This is a genomic window from [Clostridium] clostridioforme AGR2157 (assembly GCF_000424325.1).
In the GTDB taxonomy this organism is placed as follows: Bacteria; Bacillota; Clostridia; order Lachnospirales; family Lachnospiraceae; genus Enterocloster; species Enterocloster clostridioformis_A.
Genome location: NZ_AUJR01000042.1, coordinates 26,078 through 44,729, shown reverse-complemented (window position 1 = coordinate 44,729; position 18,652 = coordinate 26,078). Strand labels below are relative to the sequence as shown.

The window sequence follows — 18,652 nt, the reverse complement described above, 5'->3', positions numbered from 1 at the left end:
ACTTCTCACGGCAAGCTTTACTCCGTGACAGCGAATGTTTTATCGCCACTTTCACGTCCGTGAGACCTCCCCGGGTACTCACACGTTCTTTCCCACTTATACCTGCCCCGTTTACTGCTGGCGTTCCGTGCAGTTATTGGACTTTAGTTTGTTAGGCAACCTCATCCACGCTTCACAGCCTATCCGGACAACTTTTACAGGCCAGTGGTTTGCCTCCGGCTTCCTTCAGACCCCACCTCACGATGACGCCCTTGCCATTGGCTGCACCCTTCCCACTGCCGGGCGGGTCAGGGACTTTCACCCGTTAGAACGTGCGCCCGCCGGGCGCACCCAAAACGGATATCGCGGCAATTCCTGCCGCTATATCCGTTTTTTAATACACCCTTTATCATACTCAGCTTTCATTATCCCCTTTGTCTGCCTGCGTTCCCCCTGTGAGCCTGGCGAATACCATGTCGTATCCGTCACTTCCATAATTAAGCGAACGGTTTACCCGACTGATGGTAGCTGTGGATGCGCCGGTCTTCTCCGCAATCTCCAGGTAGGTCTTGCCTTCCCGCAGCATCTTGGCCACCTCATAGCGCTGGGACAGGGACAGCAGTTCATTGATGGTGCACACGTCCTCGAAAAACTTATAGCATTCATCCGGAGTCTTTAAGGTCAGTATGGCATCAAATAGATGGTCCACTGCTTCTGTTTTAATTTTCTTGTTCATGTCCTGGTTATCTCTCCTTATAATTCATACGGCCTTCTCCTTCCGTATATGTATTGTAAAATGATTACAGGTCATATAAGCCCCATACTTGTTCATTTTAGCATATTAAAGTCTGAAAGTCCATACGTGGCAGGAGATTTTATAAGGGCATTTTTTTTCAGATTTTTTCCGGCACTTTTTCTGTGCGTTTCCCGGATATATTTTCTTCTGTTTTCCCTGCCTGTTTCAGGACAGCATGAATTTCTCAACCACCAGCCCTACGCCGTCGTGGTTGTTGGATGCAGTGATATAATCAGCGGCCTGCCTCACCGGAAGGACGGCATTTTCCATGGCCACGCCCAGGCCGGCATACTTAATCATGGTCAGGTCGTTGTATCCGTCGCCGCAGGCTATCATCTGCTCCCGGTCAAGCCCCAGCACCTCCAGCAAACGGGCCAGCGACTGGGCCTTGTCGATTCCCTTTGGCATGATTTCCAGGAAATACGGCTCGGAACGGTACACGCTGAAATCGCGCCCCATGGCGGCCTTTACCTTGGGCTCCACGGTCACCAGATAATCGCCGTCATCCAGCATCAGAAACTTGGGCACCTTAAAATCCACATAGGACTTCATGTCCTCCACCTGGCGCAGAGGCAGATGGTTGATGTTGGACTCGGCTATGGCGTAGGGACATTCCTCATTGTTGGTGATGATTTCCCCGCCTTCATATGTAAGGATATCTACCCTGTGCTCCTCTGCCAGCCCGATGATCTTCTGATTGGACTCCCTGGGCAGCAATGAAGAAAACACGGTTTTACCTGTCTTACAGTTGGTTATCATCCCGCCGTTGTAGGACAGGATATAGCTGCCGAAACGTGACAGCTCCAGCTCCCTTGCCAGCGGCTCCACGCCTGCCGTGGGACGGCCGGATGCCAGCACCACCACGTTTCCTGCTTCCTGGGCCTTCATCAGGGCCTCTTTTGTCCTGGGCGTGATGATTTTATCACGGTTGGTCAGTGTACCGTCCAAATCCAGTACGATTATCTTGTAGTCCATTGCTTTTCTCTCCTGTATCCGCTTCTCTATTCCCAATTACATTTCCAAGGAACCATTTTATCAGAAATACAGCGCAGTGACAACCGGAACAGGTATTAATCCATATCCCTGAGACCGAATTTCAGCTCTACCAGAGCCCTGGGGCGGCCGCCCTTGGCAGCGCTTTCCCTGGCGCAGACCGTCCCCAGGCCGGCTGCCTGAATCTTGCTGAGAATCCGCCTGGCGCTCCTGACCGTAATGCCCAGACATTCGGCCAGTTCCAAAGCGTCAAACACATAGCTCTTCCTCACATCCGCAATGGCCTGAATCTTCAGAATGGATTCCATGCTGAGTCCAGTCTTTTCAGAGATCGTCTGGATTTTGGGTTCAAAGGATATCATGCTGTACCGAAGCTGCTGCACCAGGCCCAGGGGGCCCTGAATCTTCTCTTCCTCATCAATCTGGAAGATTCCTCCCTCCCCCTTGCCAAGAGAATATTCCAGAGCCTTCCTGGCATGCATCTCTGCCTGGTAAGCTGTCACGCCCATGCCCAGACCTATATTTACCACCAGTCCCAGGTTCTTTCCCTCCCCCTGAAGAATCCTCAGGTCCTTGTGGTTCTTCTTGCCCTTCACCACTCCGGAATTGGCATAAATCACATATTCATCACGCCCAAAGGGGAATACAGATCCCTGGATTCCCCTTACGTAGCGTATCAGTTCCACTTCAAATTCCGCCTTGCTTGCCATGGCATTGTAATACTGGTCCTCCTTCTCAGGGAAGTTGGACATCTGAATCAATTCCACCGCAATCTGCGAGTACTCTGCCTGGGCCAGGGCCCAGCCCTTCTCCAGATCGGCCAGGGCATCCCTGACCTGGGAGCGTTTGGGCTCCAGGTAAAAGACCCTGCCGCCCTTTTCTTCTATCATATGATAGACTGCCACATAAGCAGTGACCGCCACATCGGTCATCTTCTTCTCCAGCAGCTCCATATGCCATGCAACATACTCTTCCTCCGCCACACCTGCAAGCAGCGGGCAGGTATATATATTCCTGGGCTGTATGTGAAAGGCATCCAGGATATCCTCGATAATCTGCTTTTCCACCACGTCAATGCTGAAGGTGTCGATTTCACGCCCTTCCCTGACCATTTTCAGAAATACTTCCGAAATACTGCTGGCGGACCGCTTGATGTATGTGTAAGGTTTGTGCATCTGGTGATGCCCCAGCACATAGTCGCAGATGCCGCTTCCGGTAAATATCACACCGTCGCACTCCTGCTCGCAGGTGTCAATGACATCCACGGCCTCTCTTACCAGCTCCCTTGTATATAAACGCACCTCATGACTCTGGTCAATCTGATGAATTGCTTTCCTGATGATTCCGCAGGATTCCTTTGGCCCCACTACTCCCACTATCATTTATACTGTCAACCTCCCGATTTTTTGCGCACAGCGCGCCTTATACCGATTATAAATCAGAAGCGTCGTATAAATCAACCACCTGATGGTCTTTTAAGAGATTTAGATATTCCTCCTTTGTCAGGGCAGGCCGGAAATCCTTCATGATTTCCTTTCCCCTTGCGCCTCCATCCCACAAAAGGTCGATGATGGTAAGGGCCATCATTTTAGCAGGTACAATGTAGGCGGTGTAGGGGTCGTCCATCCGGTAATTCTCCGTGTGGAGGCCGCCTTTTATGCCGCCTGCCCAAATGTGCATGCAGGGCATGATCTGGGAAATGTCCCCCAGGTCCGTGGAACCGGCTGTCTCCCAGTCCTCCACAAACGCATCCTCCCCGGCGTGTTCGTAGGCTATCATGTTGTCCCGGTACAGACGGGCAATCTGACGGTCCGTGTTCAGGGGAAGGTAGCCGATACAGTCGTGAATCTCCACCTTGCCCCCCAGAGCCATGGCAGCTGCCTTCATGCTCCTGTTCACCTTATGGGAGGCATCCTCCATGGCGTCAATGGTAAAGGCACGAACCATGATTTCCATGGTAACACGCTCCGGCACCACATTTACCAGACCTCCGCCCTCCTTGATTACAATGCTTACCCGCACCTTGTCCTCGTCCCTGAAGGTTTCTCTCAGTGCATGAATATTGTTCATGGCCAGCTCCGCCATGTTCAGGGCGTTGATTCCCTGTTCCGGGGCAAACCCGGCATGGGCTGCCTTTCCCAGGAAATGCACGGTCTTGCTGATGAATCCATTGCCTTTGGTGTCCAGGATACAGCATTTTCCCGGCTCCATCTCCATCATATGGCACTGAAGAACCATATCCGTATCGTCCAGGCCTCCACGGTACATAAGCTCCTGTTTTCCTCCCAGATAGTGGATGGTTCCCTGACTCATGAGGCGGTTCCTGTACTCATAGTCCACGCATTCCTCTGCCGGTATGGCTATGAAGTCAGCGGCGCCGCCCAGGTGCTCCATAACGCCTGACGTAAGGATTCCTACGGCTGCCCCGTACAGGTTTGCCAGCTGTACATTGTGCCCGCAGGCATGAACCAGTCCGCCCTCAGCCGCGTCCGGATGAGAGTCGCACATAATGCAGTCCAGCTCGCCCATCACCGCCACCCTGGGACCGTTTCCCTTGGGACCGGAGGATACACGGCAGCCGGTATAGGATACACCGGTCTCCGGCTCCAGCCCAAGCTTGCGGAAGGCTTCCTCCATAAGTTTTCCTGTCCTGAACTCCTTATAGCCCAGCTCCGGCGTTTTATAAGCTTCCTTTCCCAGGGCAATGATCTCGTCCTGGTGTTCCTCAATCACATTGAGGCATCTCTGTTTCAATTCTTCTTTGTCCATATCATCATTCCTTGTCATCTTACTTAAAGTTCTGTCATCCGGCTCATAACCCTGGCGGCGTTCCACAGCTCGTCCATATCCAATGCTTCCTGTACAGTATGTACATCCATCATGCCAACGCTTAATATAAGGCTGCAGCAGCCGTATCCGGCCAATATATTGCCGTCGCTGCCTCCGCCGATGACCATGGGCTTAGGTTCGATTCCTTCCTTCTCCATGGCCTGGGCTGTCATGCGGTACAAATCACTGTCAAGACTTACCTCCAGGGAAGGATATGCCAGTTCATGTTCCATTTCATAGGCGGCTCCCATCTCCAGGCAGGCTGCTTTCAGGCATTCCTCCATGTGGGCCACTTCATTTTTAAGCTTATCCATGCTGTGGGAACGTATCTCGGCGGTAAATGTCACTTCATCGGTCACGATATTGGTGGCTGCCCCTCCCTCGATCCGCCCGATATTGGATGTGGTCTCCTGGTCAATCCGCCCGATATGCATCCGGCTGATTGCCCTGGACGCTGCCACGACGGCATTGATTCCCTTCTCAGGTTCAATGCCCGCATGGGCCTTACGGCCTCTCACCGTACACCTTATGGCCTCCATGGCCGGAGCCTTATAGGCAATGATTCCTGCTGGGCCTGTTGCGTCTGCTATGACCATGTTCTTACATGGCAGGCGGGACGGGTCCATGTGTTTGGTTCCCTGCATGCTTGTCTCCTCAGAGACTGTGAACATGATATAAAACTCCTTGTGGGGTCTGTTGGTCTCCACAATATCCTCCACGATTTCCAGTATGGAGGCCACGGCCCCCTTATCATCGCCTCCCAGGGTTGTGGTTCCGTCCGTGCGGATGATGTGTCCATCCACCACCGGTCTCACATCCTTACACGGCTCAATCTGGTCCAGATGGGCTACAAAGCAGAAGGGAGGATTACATGGCTCGCCCTTGATATGGGCGATAATATTTCCGCCATTTCCTCCATATGCCTTCCCGGCTTCATCTATGGAAGCCTCTATTCCCCTCTCCTTAAAATAGTCCATAAGCCACTGGCACTGCTCCTTCTCCCCGCCGGAAGGGCTGTAAATCTTAACCAATTCCAAAAAACGTTCCTGCAACCGTTCCCGTGACAGCATAGTCATCCTCCTCATTCTATAGGCCTTCATGTACACTTAGCGCCCATGCTTCGGGCGCTTGTGCAAAAATCTTTATTTTCCATCTATATCCTTTTCATATATGTCATTTCCATATATATCCACCCTGTCAGTCAGCCTGCAGCTCCTTCTTGTAGAGAAGCTTGCCTGCGTAGATGGAGCCAAATACAGCTACCAGGATTACCACATAGGATGGATTGCCCGGTATGAAGCTTAGGAAGCCCAGCTTCATGAGCCAGTTCATACCAATGGCGATGATGGCAGCCACCACGCCAAGTTTGGGACGTGTTGCGGCAAACTGTCCGAATACAGCGCCAAAAAGTGCGGGAAGCAGGAAATTAAGCGCTTCCTTCACAGGTGCAGGGAGAATGTTCAGGATAACGCTTCCCGCAACAGCTCCCACGGTAAGAATCACGACATTGACAAGAATGGATGTTGCAATGCCGATGGTGGAAATAATGGAGCCTTCCTCCGTACCCATCTCCACTCCGGCCGCCTCCTGTGCCACGGAAGAACATGGCACACGCATGTTGGAGGTATTGCCTGAGAGGAAGGTCAGGTAGGTGCCCGGAATACCCAGAATCGGGAAGTAGGAAATGGGCTCAACAATGTAAAATGCTCCGCTTACGCTGATCTGCATCAGAGTGCCCGCGATAATGGCGGACACCGGAGGCATGTAGCCTCTGAAGGCCATCACCAGAGCAGGAAGGAATCCTGCGAAAATGCCCAGCAGCAGTGTAATCTTTCCCCATTTCACGATTCCGGGGATATATGTACCAGAATAATAATCGTTTTTCATCTTCTAACCCTCCTTAGATTACGCTGACAGCATATCCGATAAACATGCCGCTGAACATGGCGATTGCAAATGCCCACTCCCTGAGCCAACCGATATCCCTGGCCCTGGACAGCTTCACCAGTATCATCATGATGACGCAGCCCGCTATGGTAGCGATAGCCGGTGCGTTGGTAAAGGTCAGTGAACCCTCAGCCGTAAAAAAGTTGCCGGAAGCCAGGTTGGCAAATGCACCCAGCATGGCGCCTGCGGAAATGATGGGAACCATCTTGGCATTGCCCTTTGACATTAAGTGGTTAACCTTGTCCATCTTATCGCAGAACAGGAAGGTAAAAATCAGCCAGCCCAGAGAGCCGCATACCATGGTCCACACGCCGCAGGCAAATGCCATGGTATCCATGGTCTGAAGTGTCTTTCCCATAGCCTGCGCGCCGAATCCGGCTGCCATGGCCTCATAGTTAACAGAACCGATAAATGACAGACGCATCCACGCCACCGGCGCACCCATGGTGACCAGCAGGGATATCATGGTGACCAGGATTACTACGGACGGGCCAATGGATGATATCACGCTGCTCTTGATTGCCTTGTGTACCTGGTCCGTGGTAAGAGCTGACTCGCTGGCTGCCTTTATAGACCTTTTCATAAACAGAATTGACTGAAACACTACCACCGCTACTGCCAAAGCCGCTGCTGCCCACATCAGAGGGCTGTTGGCATAATCCAAATAATTAACACCTTCGTTCATTCTGACCTCCTTGGTTATCCCCTTTCCAAAAGCTGCAGTCTTTTGGATTTTCTAGTTTCGGTCATGTCCATAACATGTCCTTATATTTATATTTACTACATTTCATCGGTATTGTCAAGTGTTTTTGTTGAATATTCATTTGAATGATGGAATGGGATTTGGCGGAGGTAGTGCAGAATGGTCAGATTTGCCTTACAGATATCAGAACTCTATCTTTGTATACGGAGGACTTTTCGAAAGTCGGAATGGCAGACAAAAAAATCAGAAAGGATCGGCTTAAGCGATGAGCAATCACTAATAGATTTATCCTCATCTGGAACTTTCTTTTCATTCCTTTTTATGGTTTACATAAATTCCCATCTCCCGAAATTTATTTTACGCTAAACACAGCTTCCCGCAGCCATTTTATTTCTCAGTTCCCAATTTTACTCACCGATTCCCCCCAGCCCTAATAGACTATAATATACCAAATCATATAAGGAGCATATTGATGAAAAAAGCAATTAGCATTCTTCTGGCAGCAGCCCTGACCGCCGCTGCCCTAACCGGCTGTTCAAAATCCTCCGGCAGTGCATCCTCCGGCAACACCCCGTTGGTCCTCAACGAAGTAGCCCATTCCATCTTCTACGCCCCTCAATACGCAGCCATTGAGCTGGGATATTTTGAGGACGAAGGCATCGACCTGACCCTTGTCAACGGTGCCGGAGCAGATAAGGTAATGACCGCCCTTATCTCCGGCGACGCCCAAATCGGTTTCATGGGCTCCGAAGCCAGCATCTACGTATACCAGGAAGGTTCCCAGGACTATGCGGTGAACTTCGCCCAGCTGACACAGCGGGCAGGTAACTTCCTGGTGGGACGTCAGCCTGAGGACAATTTTAAATGGGAAAGCCTGAAAGGCAAGAAGGTTCTCGGCGGGCGCGCAGGCGGCATGCCTCAGATGGTCTTCGAGTATATCCTGAAGAAACACGGCATGGACCCCAAGACAGACCTTTCCATTGACCAGAGCATCAACTTCGGCCTGACCGCAGCTGCCTTTACCAGCGATGATGCGGACTATACCGTGGAATTTGAACCTTTTGCAACCACTCTGGAGAGTGAAGGCAGCGGGTATGTGGTGGCCTCTCTTGGAACAGAATCCGGATATGTCCCTTACACTGCTTACTGTGCCAGGAAGAGTTATGTGGAGCAAAACCCGGAAATCATTCAGAAGTTTACCAATGCCATCCAAAAAGGCATGGACTACGTAAATTCCCATTCAGCCGAAGAAATTGCCAAAACCATACAGCCCCAGTTCAAGGAAACGCCGGTGGATAAACTCGCGGTCATCGTAGGCCGTTATAAGGAACAGGATACATGGAAGGATGACACCGTATTTGAGAAAGAAAGCTTTGAGCTTCTGGAAAACATCCTGGAAGAGGCAGGTGAACTGTCAGCACGGGTTCCCTATGAGGACCTTGTTACCACACAGTTTTCTGAGCAGGCGGCAAAATAATTTTCCTCTCCCTTAACTATAAATAGCCGGATTATAAACTGTTACCTGCCCAAATGCCGTACAGTATATAATCCGGCCTGATTCCATTTAACTCACCCACTCCGCCTGTCACTCATCCACGCCGTCCGCCACCCATCCACGCCGTCCGCCACCCATCCACGCCGTCCGCCACCCATCCACGCCGCCTTACCACTCTTGTCTGTACTTCTCCTGATACAAATACAGCCATGGCGTATTCACCGGCAATGCCGCAAACTCATCCCTATGATACTCCTGTACCTGCCCGCCCCGGCGCACCCGCAGGAGCCGGTCCGCCAGAGCCAGAGAATCTGCCAGGTTCACCGCCATAATCACCACAGGAATCCCCTTATTTAAAAACCGTTCCAGCAGCTCCATGATATGGATGCGCAGGGCTACCTCCGCGCTCTTAAAGGGCTGCACACAGAACACGATTTTGGGATTCTGAAGGTATATGCGGGTATATATGAGGTCGTATTTCTGCCATTCCGTCAGACGGTCCACAGGCAGGTCAAATACATCCTCTCCCAAAAGTCCTGCATATTCCTGGCGCAGGCTTTTCTTAATGCGCTTGCTTCCCCACACGCCCCTGACCCGGTGGTCCAGAGTAAAACAAAGATTATCCAGATAGCTCAGGTTGGAAAACAGCATGGAATGTACCGGCAGTTCCTGGATAACTGCGATGCGGCGGTCATTTTTCCCTCCCAGGGGCGTTCCTTCAATGAATATCTGTCCCGCTGACGGCTTTCCTTCACCGGACAGGACCGGAATCAGTTCCTGAATCATGCAGTTATCCAAATCCTGCATCACCAGACATTCTCCCCTTGCCACTGAAAACCTAAGTTCTCCCTCTGCCTGAAACACAATCCGGTTTTCCTCTGGTCTTGGCCTCTGGTCCATCTGCTCCCGCACATGACGGTCAAAGTCCTCGGTACAGTGCAGGAAAAATGGGTCCGGCGCTTTGTCCTTTGCCTGGAAGCACTTTATAATCTGTCCGTTCAGCATGAGGGCCGTCCGCCCGCATACCTGGCGCGCTTCCTCGAAATGAGCGGCTATGTAGAGAAAGGACATGCCCTGTTTTGCATAGTGGTGCAGGATTCCGCTCAGCTGCTCCAGCTCTGCGTCGCTGATGAAGGTGCTGATGTCCTCCAGCACCACCAGATGATTGCCTGCCACAACTGCCTTTAGCAGCTCCACCACAAACCTCTCAAAGTTGGTCAGCTCCTCCACATAGGCGTCGGCCGGAATCTCCACTCCAATATCCTCCATGAAGGGCTTCAACTGTTCCCTCAGTATATGAGGCTGCATCAGCCGCTTCTTGAATCCGGGACGGAGCACGAAAATGTTGTCGGCCACAGTCAGTCCCTCCGCCAGGCAGCTCCGGTTGCGAATCACGCTGATTCGGTTCATGGTGGTTTGATTCATGGCGGTCAGGTTCATGATGGTATGGTTCACGCCTGTACATGGAAATCGCCAGTCGTTTACCAGCTTTTCCTTATAATACACATAGCCGTAATGCAGGGGAAGGTTTTGCTGCAGCAGACGCACCAGGGCGGACAGGCCCAGGTGGTTTACCGGCACCAGGCCCAGTATCTCGCCGGCCCAGATTGTCATGCTGAAATTCTCCAGCAGGGCCACTCCCTGTTCCCGGTAAGTCACCCGCTCCATGCGCAGAATCTCTTCCCTCATTTTAATGCCTCTTTGTTCTTTAAGTCCCTGTCATTGGTAATGGCAGGCAGGTTGATTTCCACATCTGTCCCAACTCCCGGCATGGAGAATACATGAAGCCCGTATTCCTCTCCAAAGAGCAGGTGAATCCGGTTGTTTACATTTACAAGGGCTATGCCGCCCCGGGTCTCTGAACCCTGGGACGCAAATGCCTGACCGCTCTTTCCCAGCCGCTCGTTCATCCTGGACAATACCTCCTCATCCATCCCCACCCCGTCGTCAGAGATGCGTATCAGCAGCCGTTTTCCGCTCCGCTCCAGATGGATGGTCAGGTGACCTGTGCCTATCTTGCACTCCGTTCCATGGATGATGCTGTTCTCCAGGATAGGCTGCATGGTCAGCTTCGGCAGCCGGCTGCCGTATATCTCCTCCCGGTCTTCCGGATCGCATTCCATGGACAGGCTCAGACGGGAACCGAACCGGTACTGCTGTATCCGGAAATAGGTCCTGCAGTTCTCCAACTCCTCCTCCACGGACACCAGGTTTTCCACCTTGCTGATGGTGTAGCGGAAAAATGTGGCCAGGGCCTCCGTCATATCCGCTACGCTGGTAAGCCCTGCAATCAAAGCCTCGCTGCGGATGCTCTCCAGGGTATTGTACAGGAAATGGGGGTTAATCTGGTTCTGGAGCGCCAGATACTGGGCCTGCCGCTTGTTAAGCTTAAGCAGTTCCGATGAATCCATAATTTTCATCATGTGCTCCAGCATCCGGTACACCATGGGAGTCGGGACCACCTGGCACAAGTCAGTCAGATCAGTGGTGGTATATCCCTCCAGGAACAGGTGCATGGTCCGTTCCAATTGGAGGTAGGGCCTGAGTATCCATGTACTGAAGGCCCATATGGAAAGGAGCAGCAGCGCAGCGCCCATGACGCCGGGCCAGAAGGGTGCATTTCCCCGGAACGCCTGGACCAAGCAGGCCACGGTCAGAAACAGTGTTAAACACAGAGCGGCAATAAGCAGCGCCATGACCCGCACTGAAAGATATCTGAACCTGTTTTGTTCCATTTCCCCGCCTCCCTCCTGTTCCCTTTATCCATACAGCTTCCGGTACTCCACCGGATTCAGTCCCGTGGCCTTGTGGAAGGTATGGGTAAAATGCTTCCTGTCGCTGTACCCCACCATCTCACATATCTCCGCAATGGGAATACCGGTCTCGCGAAGCAGTGTCTTGGCTTCCTCAATCCGTACCCTGGTAAGGTATTTTGCAAATCCTTCCCCTGTCTCACGCTTGAACAGCATACTGAAATAATTGACGCTGAAACCGATATCCTCGCACACGGTCTCCAGGGTAATGGGTTCGTCAAAGTGCTGCATCACATATTGTTTGGCAATGCGAATCGGTCTTGCGGCCTCACTGCTTCGAAGCTCCCTGGCCTCAGACAGCAGCCGTTCCTGGATTCGGGCCAGCTGGCCAAAGAGCTCTCCCGCTGTCCTGCACTGGCTGCAGCTGTTCACAAATTCCTGCTGGATTTCCTCCACATTGCTCAGGGCTGTACGGGCGATGAAGAGGCGGCCTGCAGACAGCACCAGCTCCAGTATCTCCCTGCCGCATATATGATCCAGCCCCAGGGCCTCTGTCTCCAGCATACGGCAGGCCTCCCCTGCCTCTGCTGTGCTCAGGCTGTCCACGGTGTGCTCCATCACCTTTACGTATTTGTCCAGCAGGTTCTGCTTTTCTATGCCGGAGCCCGGCGGCACTGTATCCAGCAGCCTTCCGGTTCCCTGAATCAGGCGCTCTGTCATGGCGTTCCTGGCTGATTCCAGGGATAGGGGCATTTTCTCCGGCGCATCCACGGCAATTCCCAGGGAGACGGAAAATTCAAAGGGGCCCAGCAGACTTCTCTTTACTTCCAGGTGATTCAGGCATTCCCTCAGCCCTCTGCGCACCTCATCCTTTTTAGCCGGGTCGTAATTCATGACGCCGCAGCCGGTACAGGACTGGAAATACAGCAGCATGTCATGGCAGACCGGGGCCAGGGAGTTACTGAAGATGTCCTTTATTTTCTCCTGCATGACTTCCAGGCCGGAACGGCTGACCTGGTCAGTGCTGCCGTCTATTTTTACCATGAACACCTGGTATATGCCGCCGTATGTCTCCACATGGTAGATGTCCCTCAGGGCTTCCGCTGTCAGCTCCGTAGGGGTCGTCATCAAATCCTTTACCAGACTCTCCCGGATGCGTCTCAAATCCTTCTGGCTGTTCTGATGCTGCCTGCTGATGGATGCCATTGTCTCCAGCCTGGATTCACATTTTTCCCGGATTTTTTCCAGTGTCTCCATCAGCTCCGCCTGTTTGATGGGCTTTAACAGATAGTAGCCGGCCCCGTACCGCATGGCGCTCTGGGCATACTCAAAATGGGCATAGCCGCTGATGATCACCACTTCCAGGTCCGGCATGATTTGTTTCGCGCTCCGTATCAGCTCCAGCCCGTCGCAGCCAGGCATACGGATGTCCGTAATCAGTATGTCGGGACGCTTAGACTGCACCAGTTCCAGCGCCTCCAGGCCGTTTTCCGCCATGGCCACCACCTCCATGCCCAGTGAGTCCCAGTCCGCCAGCATCTGCACCAGCCTGCATATCAGGCGCTCATCGTCCGCTATTATTACCTTTAACATATACCACTCCCCCTAAGACAGCCTTCCAGGCTATACCCGCGCCCTTCCTCTGACCTTAATCATAACATGCCCTATTTTACATTTCAACAAGAACGCCGTTCCTCAGAGCGGCGTTCCTGGCATATCCATTCTTGGTGATTTCTTACTTCTTCAATACAGACACTCCTGTATCCGTCACAGTTCCTCCTAAGGATTCGCCTTCCAGAGCCTTCACACATGCTTCCACACCCTTGTAGCCCATAACGTCCGGGTTCTGGGCCATGGTGCACAGCAGGTATCCGTCGTCAATCAGGCCGAGGATTGCATCGGACTTGTCAAAGCCAACTCCGATGATTCCGTCTTTGCCGGAAGCCTTGATTGCGTTGCCGGCCCCTGTGGTGGAACCCTCGTTGCAGCCGAAGATGCCCACAACGCCCTGGGTGATATAGTTTTCCGCAATGCTCTGCGACTTGGCTGCGTCGCCTTCGCCGTACTGTGTCTCTAACAGGGTGAATCCGCTGCCCTCAAATGCGGAACGGAATCCTTCTTCACGCATTACACAGGAATCGGTTGCTGCATTTACATTGATGATGCCGATGGAACCGGATGTCACCCCTGCATCCTTCAGGGCCTTAAGCATTTCCCCGCCTGCTGTCTTGCCCGCCGCCTTATTATCCGTGGAGAAGGTTGCCTCTGCGTCCACGTTGGCCGGGGAGTCTACATATACGATTTTTACGCCTGAGGACTGCGCCTCCTTTAATGCGGATGAGATGGCGTCCGGACCGTTGGCTGCCACGATGATGGCCTTGGCGCCTGCGGATACCGCATTGTTCACACATTCAATCTGCTGCGCGTCATCCTTGGTGTTGGGAGCCATAAACTGGACCGTTACACCCAGCTCCTTTGCAGCCTTCTGCGCGCCCTCGTTCAGGGTCACCCAGTGCTGGTCAATGGAATCCATGGTAATCAGGGCAATCATGGTGTCGGAACCAGCTGCCGGCGCTTCTGTCTTTGCTGCTTCTGCCGATGACTGCGCTGCGGTGGTGGCTGATACAACCTCAGTCTTGCTGCCGCACCCGGTAATAAGGGACGCGGCCAGGCCCAGGGAACAAGCCAGTGCTAACATTTTTTTCATTGCATTTCCTCCTTTTTTGCGTACACGCATGTTCACTTTCACATTCATTTTATATTAGCGTCAGGGAAGCTGGCCCGTGACGTCTAATTCCATAAAGTTCCTAAACCTTTTTTTCCGCTGCCGGACGTTTCCTTATGAGCATTCCCTTGCGGAGCACCACGTCCAGAAGTACTGCAAATACCACGATGATACCAATGACAAGGCGCTGGATTCCTACCTGGACCCCAATCATGTTGAGTCCATTTTCAAGGGTCTGCCATACAGCCGCCCCTGCAAAGGTACCCAGCAGGATTCCCGTTCCCCCCAGTGGCGAGATACCGCCGATGACGCCGGCTGCCACTGCATACATCTCATACATATTGCCTGCTTCCATATTGCCCATATTGGCCTGGCCGCAGAGAATCAGACCTACCACAAAGGAACAGAAGGCACTGACCAGATATGTCTTTGTGACTGTCGCCACCACGCTGACTCCGGAGAGCTTGGCTGCCTCCACATTGGAACCAATGGCGTAGATATGGCGGCCTGTCCTGGTCTTGGAGAGCAGGAAAAAGAATGCGATAAACAGTACCAGGGCAATCCAGAAGGTATTAAACACCCCAGCCGTTTTTCCATAGTAAAAAAATGCCTGGAACTTATCAGCCGCTTCCTTGCCAATGCCGGAACTGATGGCATCCGTGTTGCGGTTCCCATTTACCATGTAAGCCACGCCTCTGGCCACGAACATGGTGCCCAGGGTTGCTATGAACGGAGGAAGCTGGAACTTTCCCACCAGAATACCGTTTACCACGCCGATGGCCAGGCAGCAGACCAGTGTAATTAGTATGGCGGCCATGGGATTAACCCCATGGGTCATGAGGGTTGCTGATATCATGGCGCTCATGCCCACCACGGAACCAATGGACAAATCAATGTTGCCTGTTATGAGCACGTAGCTCTGACCGATACCGATAATCAGGTACTTTGACATGGAACGGAACAGGTTTGTAACATTTTGTCCTGAAAATACAGTGGGGTTAATTGCCCCGAATGCTATGTAAATGACAATGAGTCCCGCAAAGGCAGTCAAAGCCCCTCTCATGCCCCTTATATTCAACAACTGTCTGAGGGCCCCTTGATTCTTGTGATTCATACCTTTCTCCTCCTCATTATAAGTCAATCTTCTTCTCAAATCTGGTTGCCAGGGTCAGGATGCTGTTCTGGGTGGCCTCCTCTGCCATCAGCTCACCGGTAATACGGCCGTCACACATGACGACGATTCTGTCAGCGATTCCCATGACCTCCGGCATCTCCGAGGACACGAACATGACTGCAATTCCCTGCTGCTTTAGCTGGTTCATCAGATTATATATTTCTACTTTGGCAGCCACATCAATTCCCCTGGTCGGCTCATCAAATATTACCACCCTGGAATTACGGGCCAGCCATTTTCCAACAACCACCTTCTGCTGGTTGCCGCCGGACAGATTGCCTGCATTCACATCCACATTGGGGGTTTTGACCTTTAAGTCAGCCACCACCTTCCGGCACATCTCATCTTCCCTGGACCGGCTTACCACGCCCATCTTGTTGCAGAGCAAATCCAGGTTTGGCAGGGCTATATTATGCCGGATACTCAGTTTTGTACAGAGTCCATCCTTTTTCCTGTCCTCAGGGGCCAGCACGATTCCTGCCTTTATGGCATCCTCGGGCTTGTGAATCGCCACCTCTTTTCCGTCCAGGAAAATCTGTCCGCTCTCCTTGGGATCAATGCCGAATATGGCCCTGGTGGTCTCGGTCCTGCCCGCTCCCATCAGCCCTGCAAATCCCACGATTTCCCCTTCATACAGGGAGAAATCCACATCCCGCACCATCCTGCCTGCGTTCAGGTTCTTTACTTCCAGTACTTTCTTTCCTTTTTTGCAGGAAACGCGCGGGAACTTTTTCTTAATTTCACGTCCCACCATGTTGGCAATTATCTCATCCAGGGTGGTGTCCCGGAAATTCATGGAGGTTATGTACTGACCGTCCCGCATAATGGTCACACGGTCCGCAATGGACTGAAGCTCCTCCAGCCGGTGGGAAATGTACACGATGCCGCATCCCTTTTCCTTCAGGTTGTGGATTATTCGGAATAAATCCTCTATCTCCCTGGCTGTCAGGGCGGAAGTGGGTTCATCCATAATCAGGATTTCCGCATGGGTGGATAGTGCCTTGGCTATCTCCACCATCTGCTGCTTGGACACAGGCAGGTCCCCCACCACCTGATGCGGGTCCAAATCGATTTTCAGATCCTCCAGAATCTTTCTGGCTTCCTCCTCCATCTCCTTATTTGACAGGACCATACCCTTTACCTTCTCACGCCCCAGGAACATGTTTTCCGTCACCGACAGATGCCTGCACATGTTCAGTTCCTGATGGATGATTGCCACTCCGGCTTCCTGGGCCTGCTTCGGGTTCATGTCCCCGTACTCCCTGCCGAATATCTCCACTTTCCCTTCATCCCTTGTGTAGACACCGCTGAGCACCTTCATCAGTGTACTTTTTCCCGCACCATTTTCTCCCAGAAGCGCCATGACTTCTCCTGAGCGCAGTTCAAAATGCACATGGTCCAATGCCTTGACTCCCGGAAAACTCTTACAGATATTCTCCATGGAAACAATTGTATCGTTCATTCTCAGCCACCTGTCCTTCTTCATAATCCATTGTCTGACTTTTATCTCTGGTTCTATTATACCAAGCTTCAGTTTCACAAATAAGGGGGGCTTTTTCCTGATTAGGGGGGTATTTTTATGCATTTTTATAGAATCACAGAAATGAGACGAAAAATTGTTTGTCATATACATTATATTATCTTTATTCCCGCCTGATGTAATTGGTACTTTTTTCTATTTTAATATTCATTGTCTAATAATGAATGCAGCCATATTTTCCGTTAAAAATCCCTCTAAAAAGGCCGTCCTCCACCAGGAGGACAGCCTATTAATACCCGCAATACCCAACCCCCAACGCCCTACTGCCGGTTCAGCTTCCAAGCCCCCACAAGCTTCTTCAAATAATCCATATACCCTGCTTCCCGTATGCTTCCGTTGGTCAGCACATTAACCTCTCCCAGCTTTTTGCCGCCCAGGGAGTATTCCAGCACGCCTGCCTTCTGCCCCGGTTCCACTGGGGCGGGTACGGATTCCAGAAGCACCAGCTTCTTCTCGATGGCTCCCAAATCCTCCCCCTTAAGGCTCAGGTAGGAAAATGTTCCCTCGTAGGTCAGCCCTACCTCATCCTCCACGCCTCCTGTAACCGGCATCTGGGGCAGCGGCAGATGTTCCTTGTCTTCATAGAGCTTGCAGTTTGCATAACCATAGTTGAGAAGTGTCTGGGCGTCTGCAAACCTGGCCTTGAAATCCGGCGCAGCCATGATGGCAGCGATAAGGCGTACCCCGTCCTTTTCCGCCGTGGCTGACAGGCAGTACTTGGCAATGGACGTGGAACCCGTCTTAAGGCCCGTGACCGTAAAATTAGTTGCCATCTTAAGCAGCTTATTTGTATTGGACAGGCCGAATTCCTTTGTTCCCTGCTTTGTGACATGTGTTATATTTTCCATCCATATGGTGGAATAATTATGTATCTGCGGATATTTATTAATCAGCTCGCGGCTCATGATGGCAATATCCCTGGCCGTGGTGTAATGGTCCGCGGATTCCGTAAGGCCGCAGCAATCCACGAAATGGGTATTGACCATGCCAAGGCCGGCTGCCCTTTCATTCATCATCCGCACAAATTCATCCTCGCTGCCTGCTATGTACTCCGCCATGGCCACAGACGCGTCATTGCCGGATGCAATGACAATGCATTTAATCAAGGTCTCCACGGTCTGTTTCTCACCTTCCTCCAGGAACACCTGGGAACCTCCCATGGATTTGGCATGGGCGCTGGTGACCACCTCGTCCGTCAGCTGGATTTTCCCGGACTGAAGGGCATCGAAAATCAATATCAGCGTCATAACCTTGGTAACACTGGCCGGGCTGCGCTTTTCATCTGCACCCTTTTCATAGATTACCTGTCCGGTTGACGCTTCCATGAGAATGGCCGATGGAGCGGCTATCTGGACCGCTGCCTGGTTCTGGTCCGCAGGCGCCTCAGCTGCCTGGGCATTTCCCGCTGCCTGGGCATTTCCCGCTGCCTGGGCATTTCCCGCTGCCTGCACATTTCCTTCTGCCTGCGCGCCTCCCGTTTCCTGCCCGCTTCCCGCCGCCTGCGCATCCCCTCCTGTCCATCCTTCTTCCTGTCCATAGAGACTGCTCCCTGATACCCCTGCTCCCACGGGGATGGCTATTTCCGGCTCCTGACCCAGGGCGGCAATCCCGGGATAGGAGGCCAGTATTGCTGCTGAGCACAATATCGCTGCAATCCGTCTCATATTTTCCTCCAATAAAATCATCTGCTACTAATTGTATGGGAGTGGACAGACAGC

The 18,652-nt window shown here is 52.3% G+C and carries 14 protein-coding genes and 1 pseudogene; 1 reads left to right on the top strand and 14 read right to left on the bottom strand.

Annotated features, from left to right (window positions below):
• Positions 1–394: 394 nt before the first annotated feature.
• The 7 genes and pseudogenes from G614_RS0117230 to G614_RS0117200 all read right to left on the bottom strand — a co-directional run bounded on the left by G614_RS0117230 (position 395) and on the right by G614_RS0117200 (position 7,300).
• Positions 395–715: a YerC/YecD family TrpR-related protein gene (locus tag G614_RS0117230; protein ID WP_002565896.1), complete on the bottom strand. Its 321-nt coding sequence runs from the start codon at positions 713–715 to the stop codon at positions 395–397.
• Positions 716–940: 225 nt separating this feature from the next.
• The gene (locus G614_RS0117225) at positions 941–1,750 is read right to left on the bottom strand and encodes a Cof-type HAD-IIB family hydrolase (protein WP_027642951.1); all 810 of its coding nucleotides are present in this window, start codon (positions 1,748–1,750) and stop codon (positions 941–943) included.
• A gap of 95 nt (positions 1,751–1,845) precedes the next feature.
• Complete coding sequence (locus tag G614_RS0117220; RefSeq protein WP_027642950.1) at positions 1,846–3,150, bottom strand: hypothetical protein; 1,305 nt, start codon at positions 3,148–3,150, stop codon at positions 1,846–1,848.
• 49 nt (positions 3,151–3,199) lie between these two features.
• Positions 3,200–4,537, bottom strand: coding sequence for an amidohydrolase (locus G614_RS0117215; RefSeq protein WP_027642949.1), 1,338 nt, complete (start codon positions 4,535–4,537; stop codon positions 3,200–3,202).
• 23 nt (positions 4,538–4,560) lie between these two features.
• Complete coding sequence (locus G614_RS0117210; protein ID WP_027642948.1) at positions 4,561–5,667, bottom strand: M20/M25/M40 family metallo-hydrolase; 1,107 nt, start codon at positions 5,665–5,667, stop codon at positions 4,561–4,563.
• A gap of 127 nt (positions 5,668–5,794) precedes the next feature.
• The gene (locus G614_RS0117205) at positions 5,795–6,484 is read right to left on the bottom strand and encodes a hypothetical protein (protein ID WP_002589957.1); all 690 of its coding nucleotides are present in this window, start codon (positions 6,482–6,484) and stop codon (positions 5,795–5,797) included.
• A gap of 13 nt (positions 6,485–6,497) precedes the next feature.
• A pseudogene (locus G614_RS0117200) lies at positions 6,498–7,300 on the bottom strand (DUF5058 family protein).
• A gap of 419 nt (positions 7,301–7,719) precedes the next feature.
• Between G614_RS0117200 and G614_RS0117195 the strand changes: the two are divergent.
• On the top strand, positions 7,720–8,724 hold the full coding sequence (locus G614_RS0117195; protein ID WP_027642946.1) for an ABC transporter substrate-binding protein: 1,005 nt from the start codon (positions 7,720–7,722) through the stop codon (positions 8,722–8,724).
• A gap of 186 nt (positions 8,725–8,910) precedes the next feature.
• Here the strand turns inward: G614_RS0117195 and G614_RS0117190 are convergent, their stop codons facing one another.
• From G614_RS0117190 to G614_RS0117160, 7 genes are all read right to left on the bottom strand, one after another.
• Positions 8,911–10,431, bottom strand: a complete 1,521-nt coding sequence (locus tag G614_RS0117190; protein WP_027642945.1) for a hypothetical protein — start codon at positions 10,429–10,431, stop codon at positions 8,911–8,913.
• Positions 10,428–11,477: a sensor histidine kinase gene (locus G614_RS0117185; protein ID WP_027642944.1), complete on the bottom strand. Its 1,050-nt coding sequence runs from the start codon at positions 11,475–11,477 to the stop codon at positions 10,428–10,430. Before G614_RS0117185 ends, G614_RS0117190 begins: the two co-directional genes overlap by 4 nt.
• A 24-nt stretch (positions 11,478–11,501) precedes the next feature.
• Positions 11,502–13,088, bottom strand: a complete 1,587-nt coding sequence (locus tag G614_RS27845; RefSeq protein ID WP_044918074.1) for a response regulator transcription factor — start codon at positions 13,086–13,088, stop codon at positions 11,502–11,504.
• Between the two features lie 142 nt (positions 13,089–13,230).
• Positions 13,231–14,202, bottom strand: coding sequence for an ABC transporter substrate-binding protein (locus G614_RS0117175; RefSeq protein WP_330366952.1), 972 nt, complete (start codon positions 14,200–14,202; stop codon positions 13,231–13,233).
• A gap of 100 nt (positions 14,203–14,302) precedes the next feature.
• Positions 14,303–15,334 (bottom strand): ABC transporter permease, encoded by a 1,032-nt coding sequence (locus tag G614_RS0117170; protein ID WP_027642941.1) that lies wholly within the window; start codon positions 15,332–15,334, stop codon positions 14,303–14,305.
• A gap of 16 nt (positions 15,335–15,350) precedes the next feature.
• Positions 15,351–16,856 (bottom strand): sugar ABC transporter ATP-binding protein, encoded by a 1,506-nt coding sequence (locus tag G614_RS0117165; RefSeq protein ID WP_027642940.1) that lies wholly within the window; start codon positions 16,854–16,856, stop codon positions 15,351–15,353.
• A gap of 338 nt (positions 16,857–17,194) precedes the next feature.
• Positions 17,195–18,598, bottom strand: a complete 1,404-nt coding sequence (locus G614_RS0117160) for a D-alanyl-D-alanine carboxypeptidase family protein (RefSeq protein WP_027642939.1) — start codon at positions 18,596–18,598, stop codon at positions 17,195–17,197.
• Positions 18,599–18,652 lie beyond the last annotated feature (54 nt).

What these genes read in the sequence shown, in the direction of transcription:
- G614_RS0117185 (WP_027642944.1), bottom strand. Translation starts at nt 11,477, where the DNA reads ATGGAACAAAACAGGTTCAGATATCTTTCAGTGCGGGTCATGGCGCTG.
- G614_RS0117190 (WP_027642945.1), bottom strand. Translation starts at nt 10,431, where the DNA reads ATGAGGGAAGAGATTCTGCGCATGGAGCGGGTGACTTACCGGGAACAG.
- G614_RS0117160 (WP_027642939.1), bottom strand. Translation starts at nt 18,598, where the DNA reads ATGAGACGGATTGCAGCGATATTGTGCTCAGCAGCAATACTGGCCTCC.
- G614_RS0117210 (WP_027642948.1), bottom strand. Translation starts at nt 5,667, where the DNA reads ATGCTGTCACGGGAACGGTTGCAGGAACGTTTTTTGGAATTGGTTAAG.
- G614_RS0117165 (WP_027642940.1), bottom strand. Translation starts at nt 16,856, where the DNA reads ATGAACGATACAATTGTTTCCATGGAGAATATCTGTAAGAGTTTTCCG.
- G614_RS0117215 (WP_027642949.1), bottom strand. Translation starts at nt 4,537, where the DNA reads ATGGACAAAGAAGAATTGAAACAGAGATGCCTCAATGTGATTGAGGAA.
- G614_RS0117220 (WP_027642950.1), bottom strand. Translation starts at nt 3,150, where the DNA reads ATGATAGTGGGAGTAGTGGGGCCAAAGGAATCCTGCGGAATCATCAGG.
- G614_RS0117175 (WP_330366952.1), bottom strand. Translation starts at nt 14,202, where the DNA reads ATGAAAAAAATGTTAGCACTGGCTTGTTCCCTGGGCCTGGCCGCGTCC.
- G614_RS0117195 (WP_027642946.1), top strand. Translation starts at nt 7,720, where the DNA reads ATGAAAAAAGCAATTAGCATTCTTCTGGCAGCAGCCCTGACCGCCGCT.
- G614_RS27845 (WP_044918074.1), bottom strand. Translation starts at nt 13,088, where the DNA reads ATGTTAAAGGTAATAATAGCGGACGATGAGCGCCTGATATGCAGGCTG.
- G614_RS0117230 (WP_002565896.1), bottom strand. Translation starts at nt 715, where the DNA reads ATGAACAAGAAAATTAAAACAGAAGCAGTGGACCATCTATTTGATGCC.
- G614_RS0117205 (WP_002589957.1), bottom strand. Translation starts at nt 6,484, where the DNA reads ATGAAAAACGATTATTATTCTGGTACATATATCCCCGGAATCGTGAAA.
- G614_RS0117170 (WP_027642941.1), bottom strand. Translation starts at nt 15,334, where the DNA reads ATGAATCACAAGAATCAAGGGGCCCTCAGACAGTTGTTGAATATAAGG.
- G614_RS0117225 (WP_027642951.1), bottom strand. Translation starts at nt 1,750, where the DNA reads ATGGACTACAAGATAATCGTACTGGATTTGGACGGTACACTGACCAAC.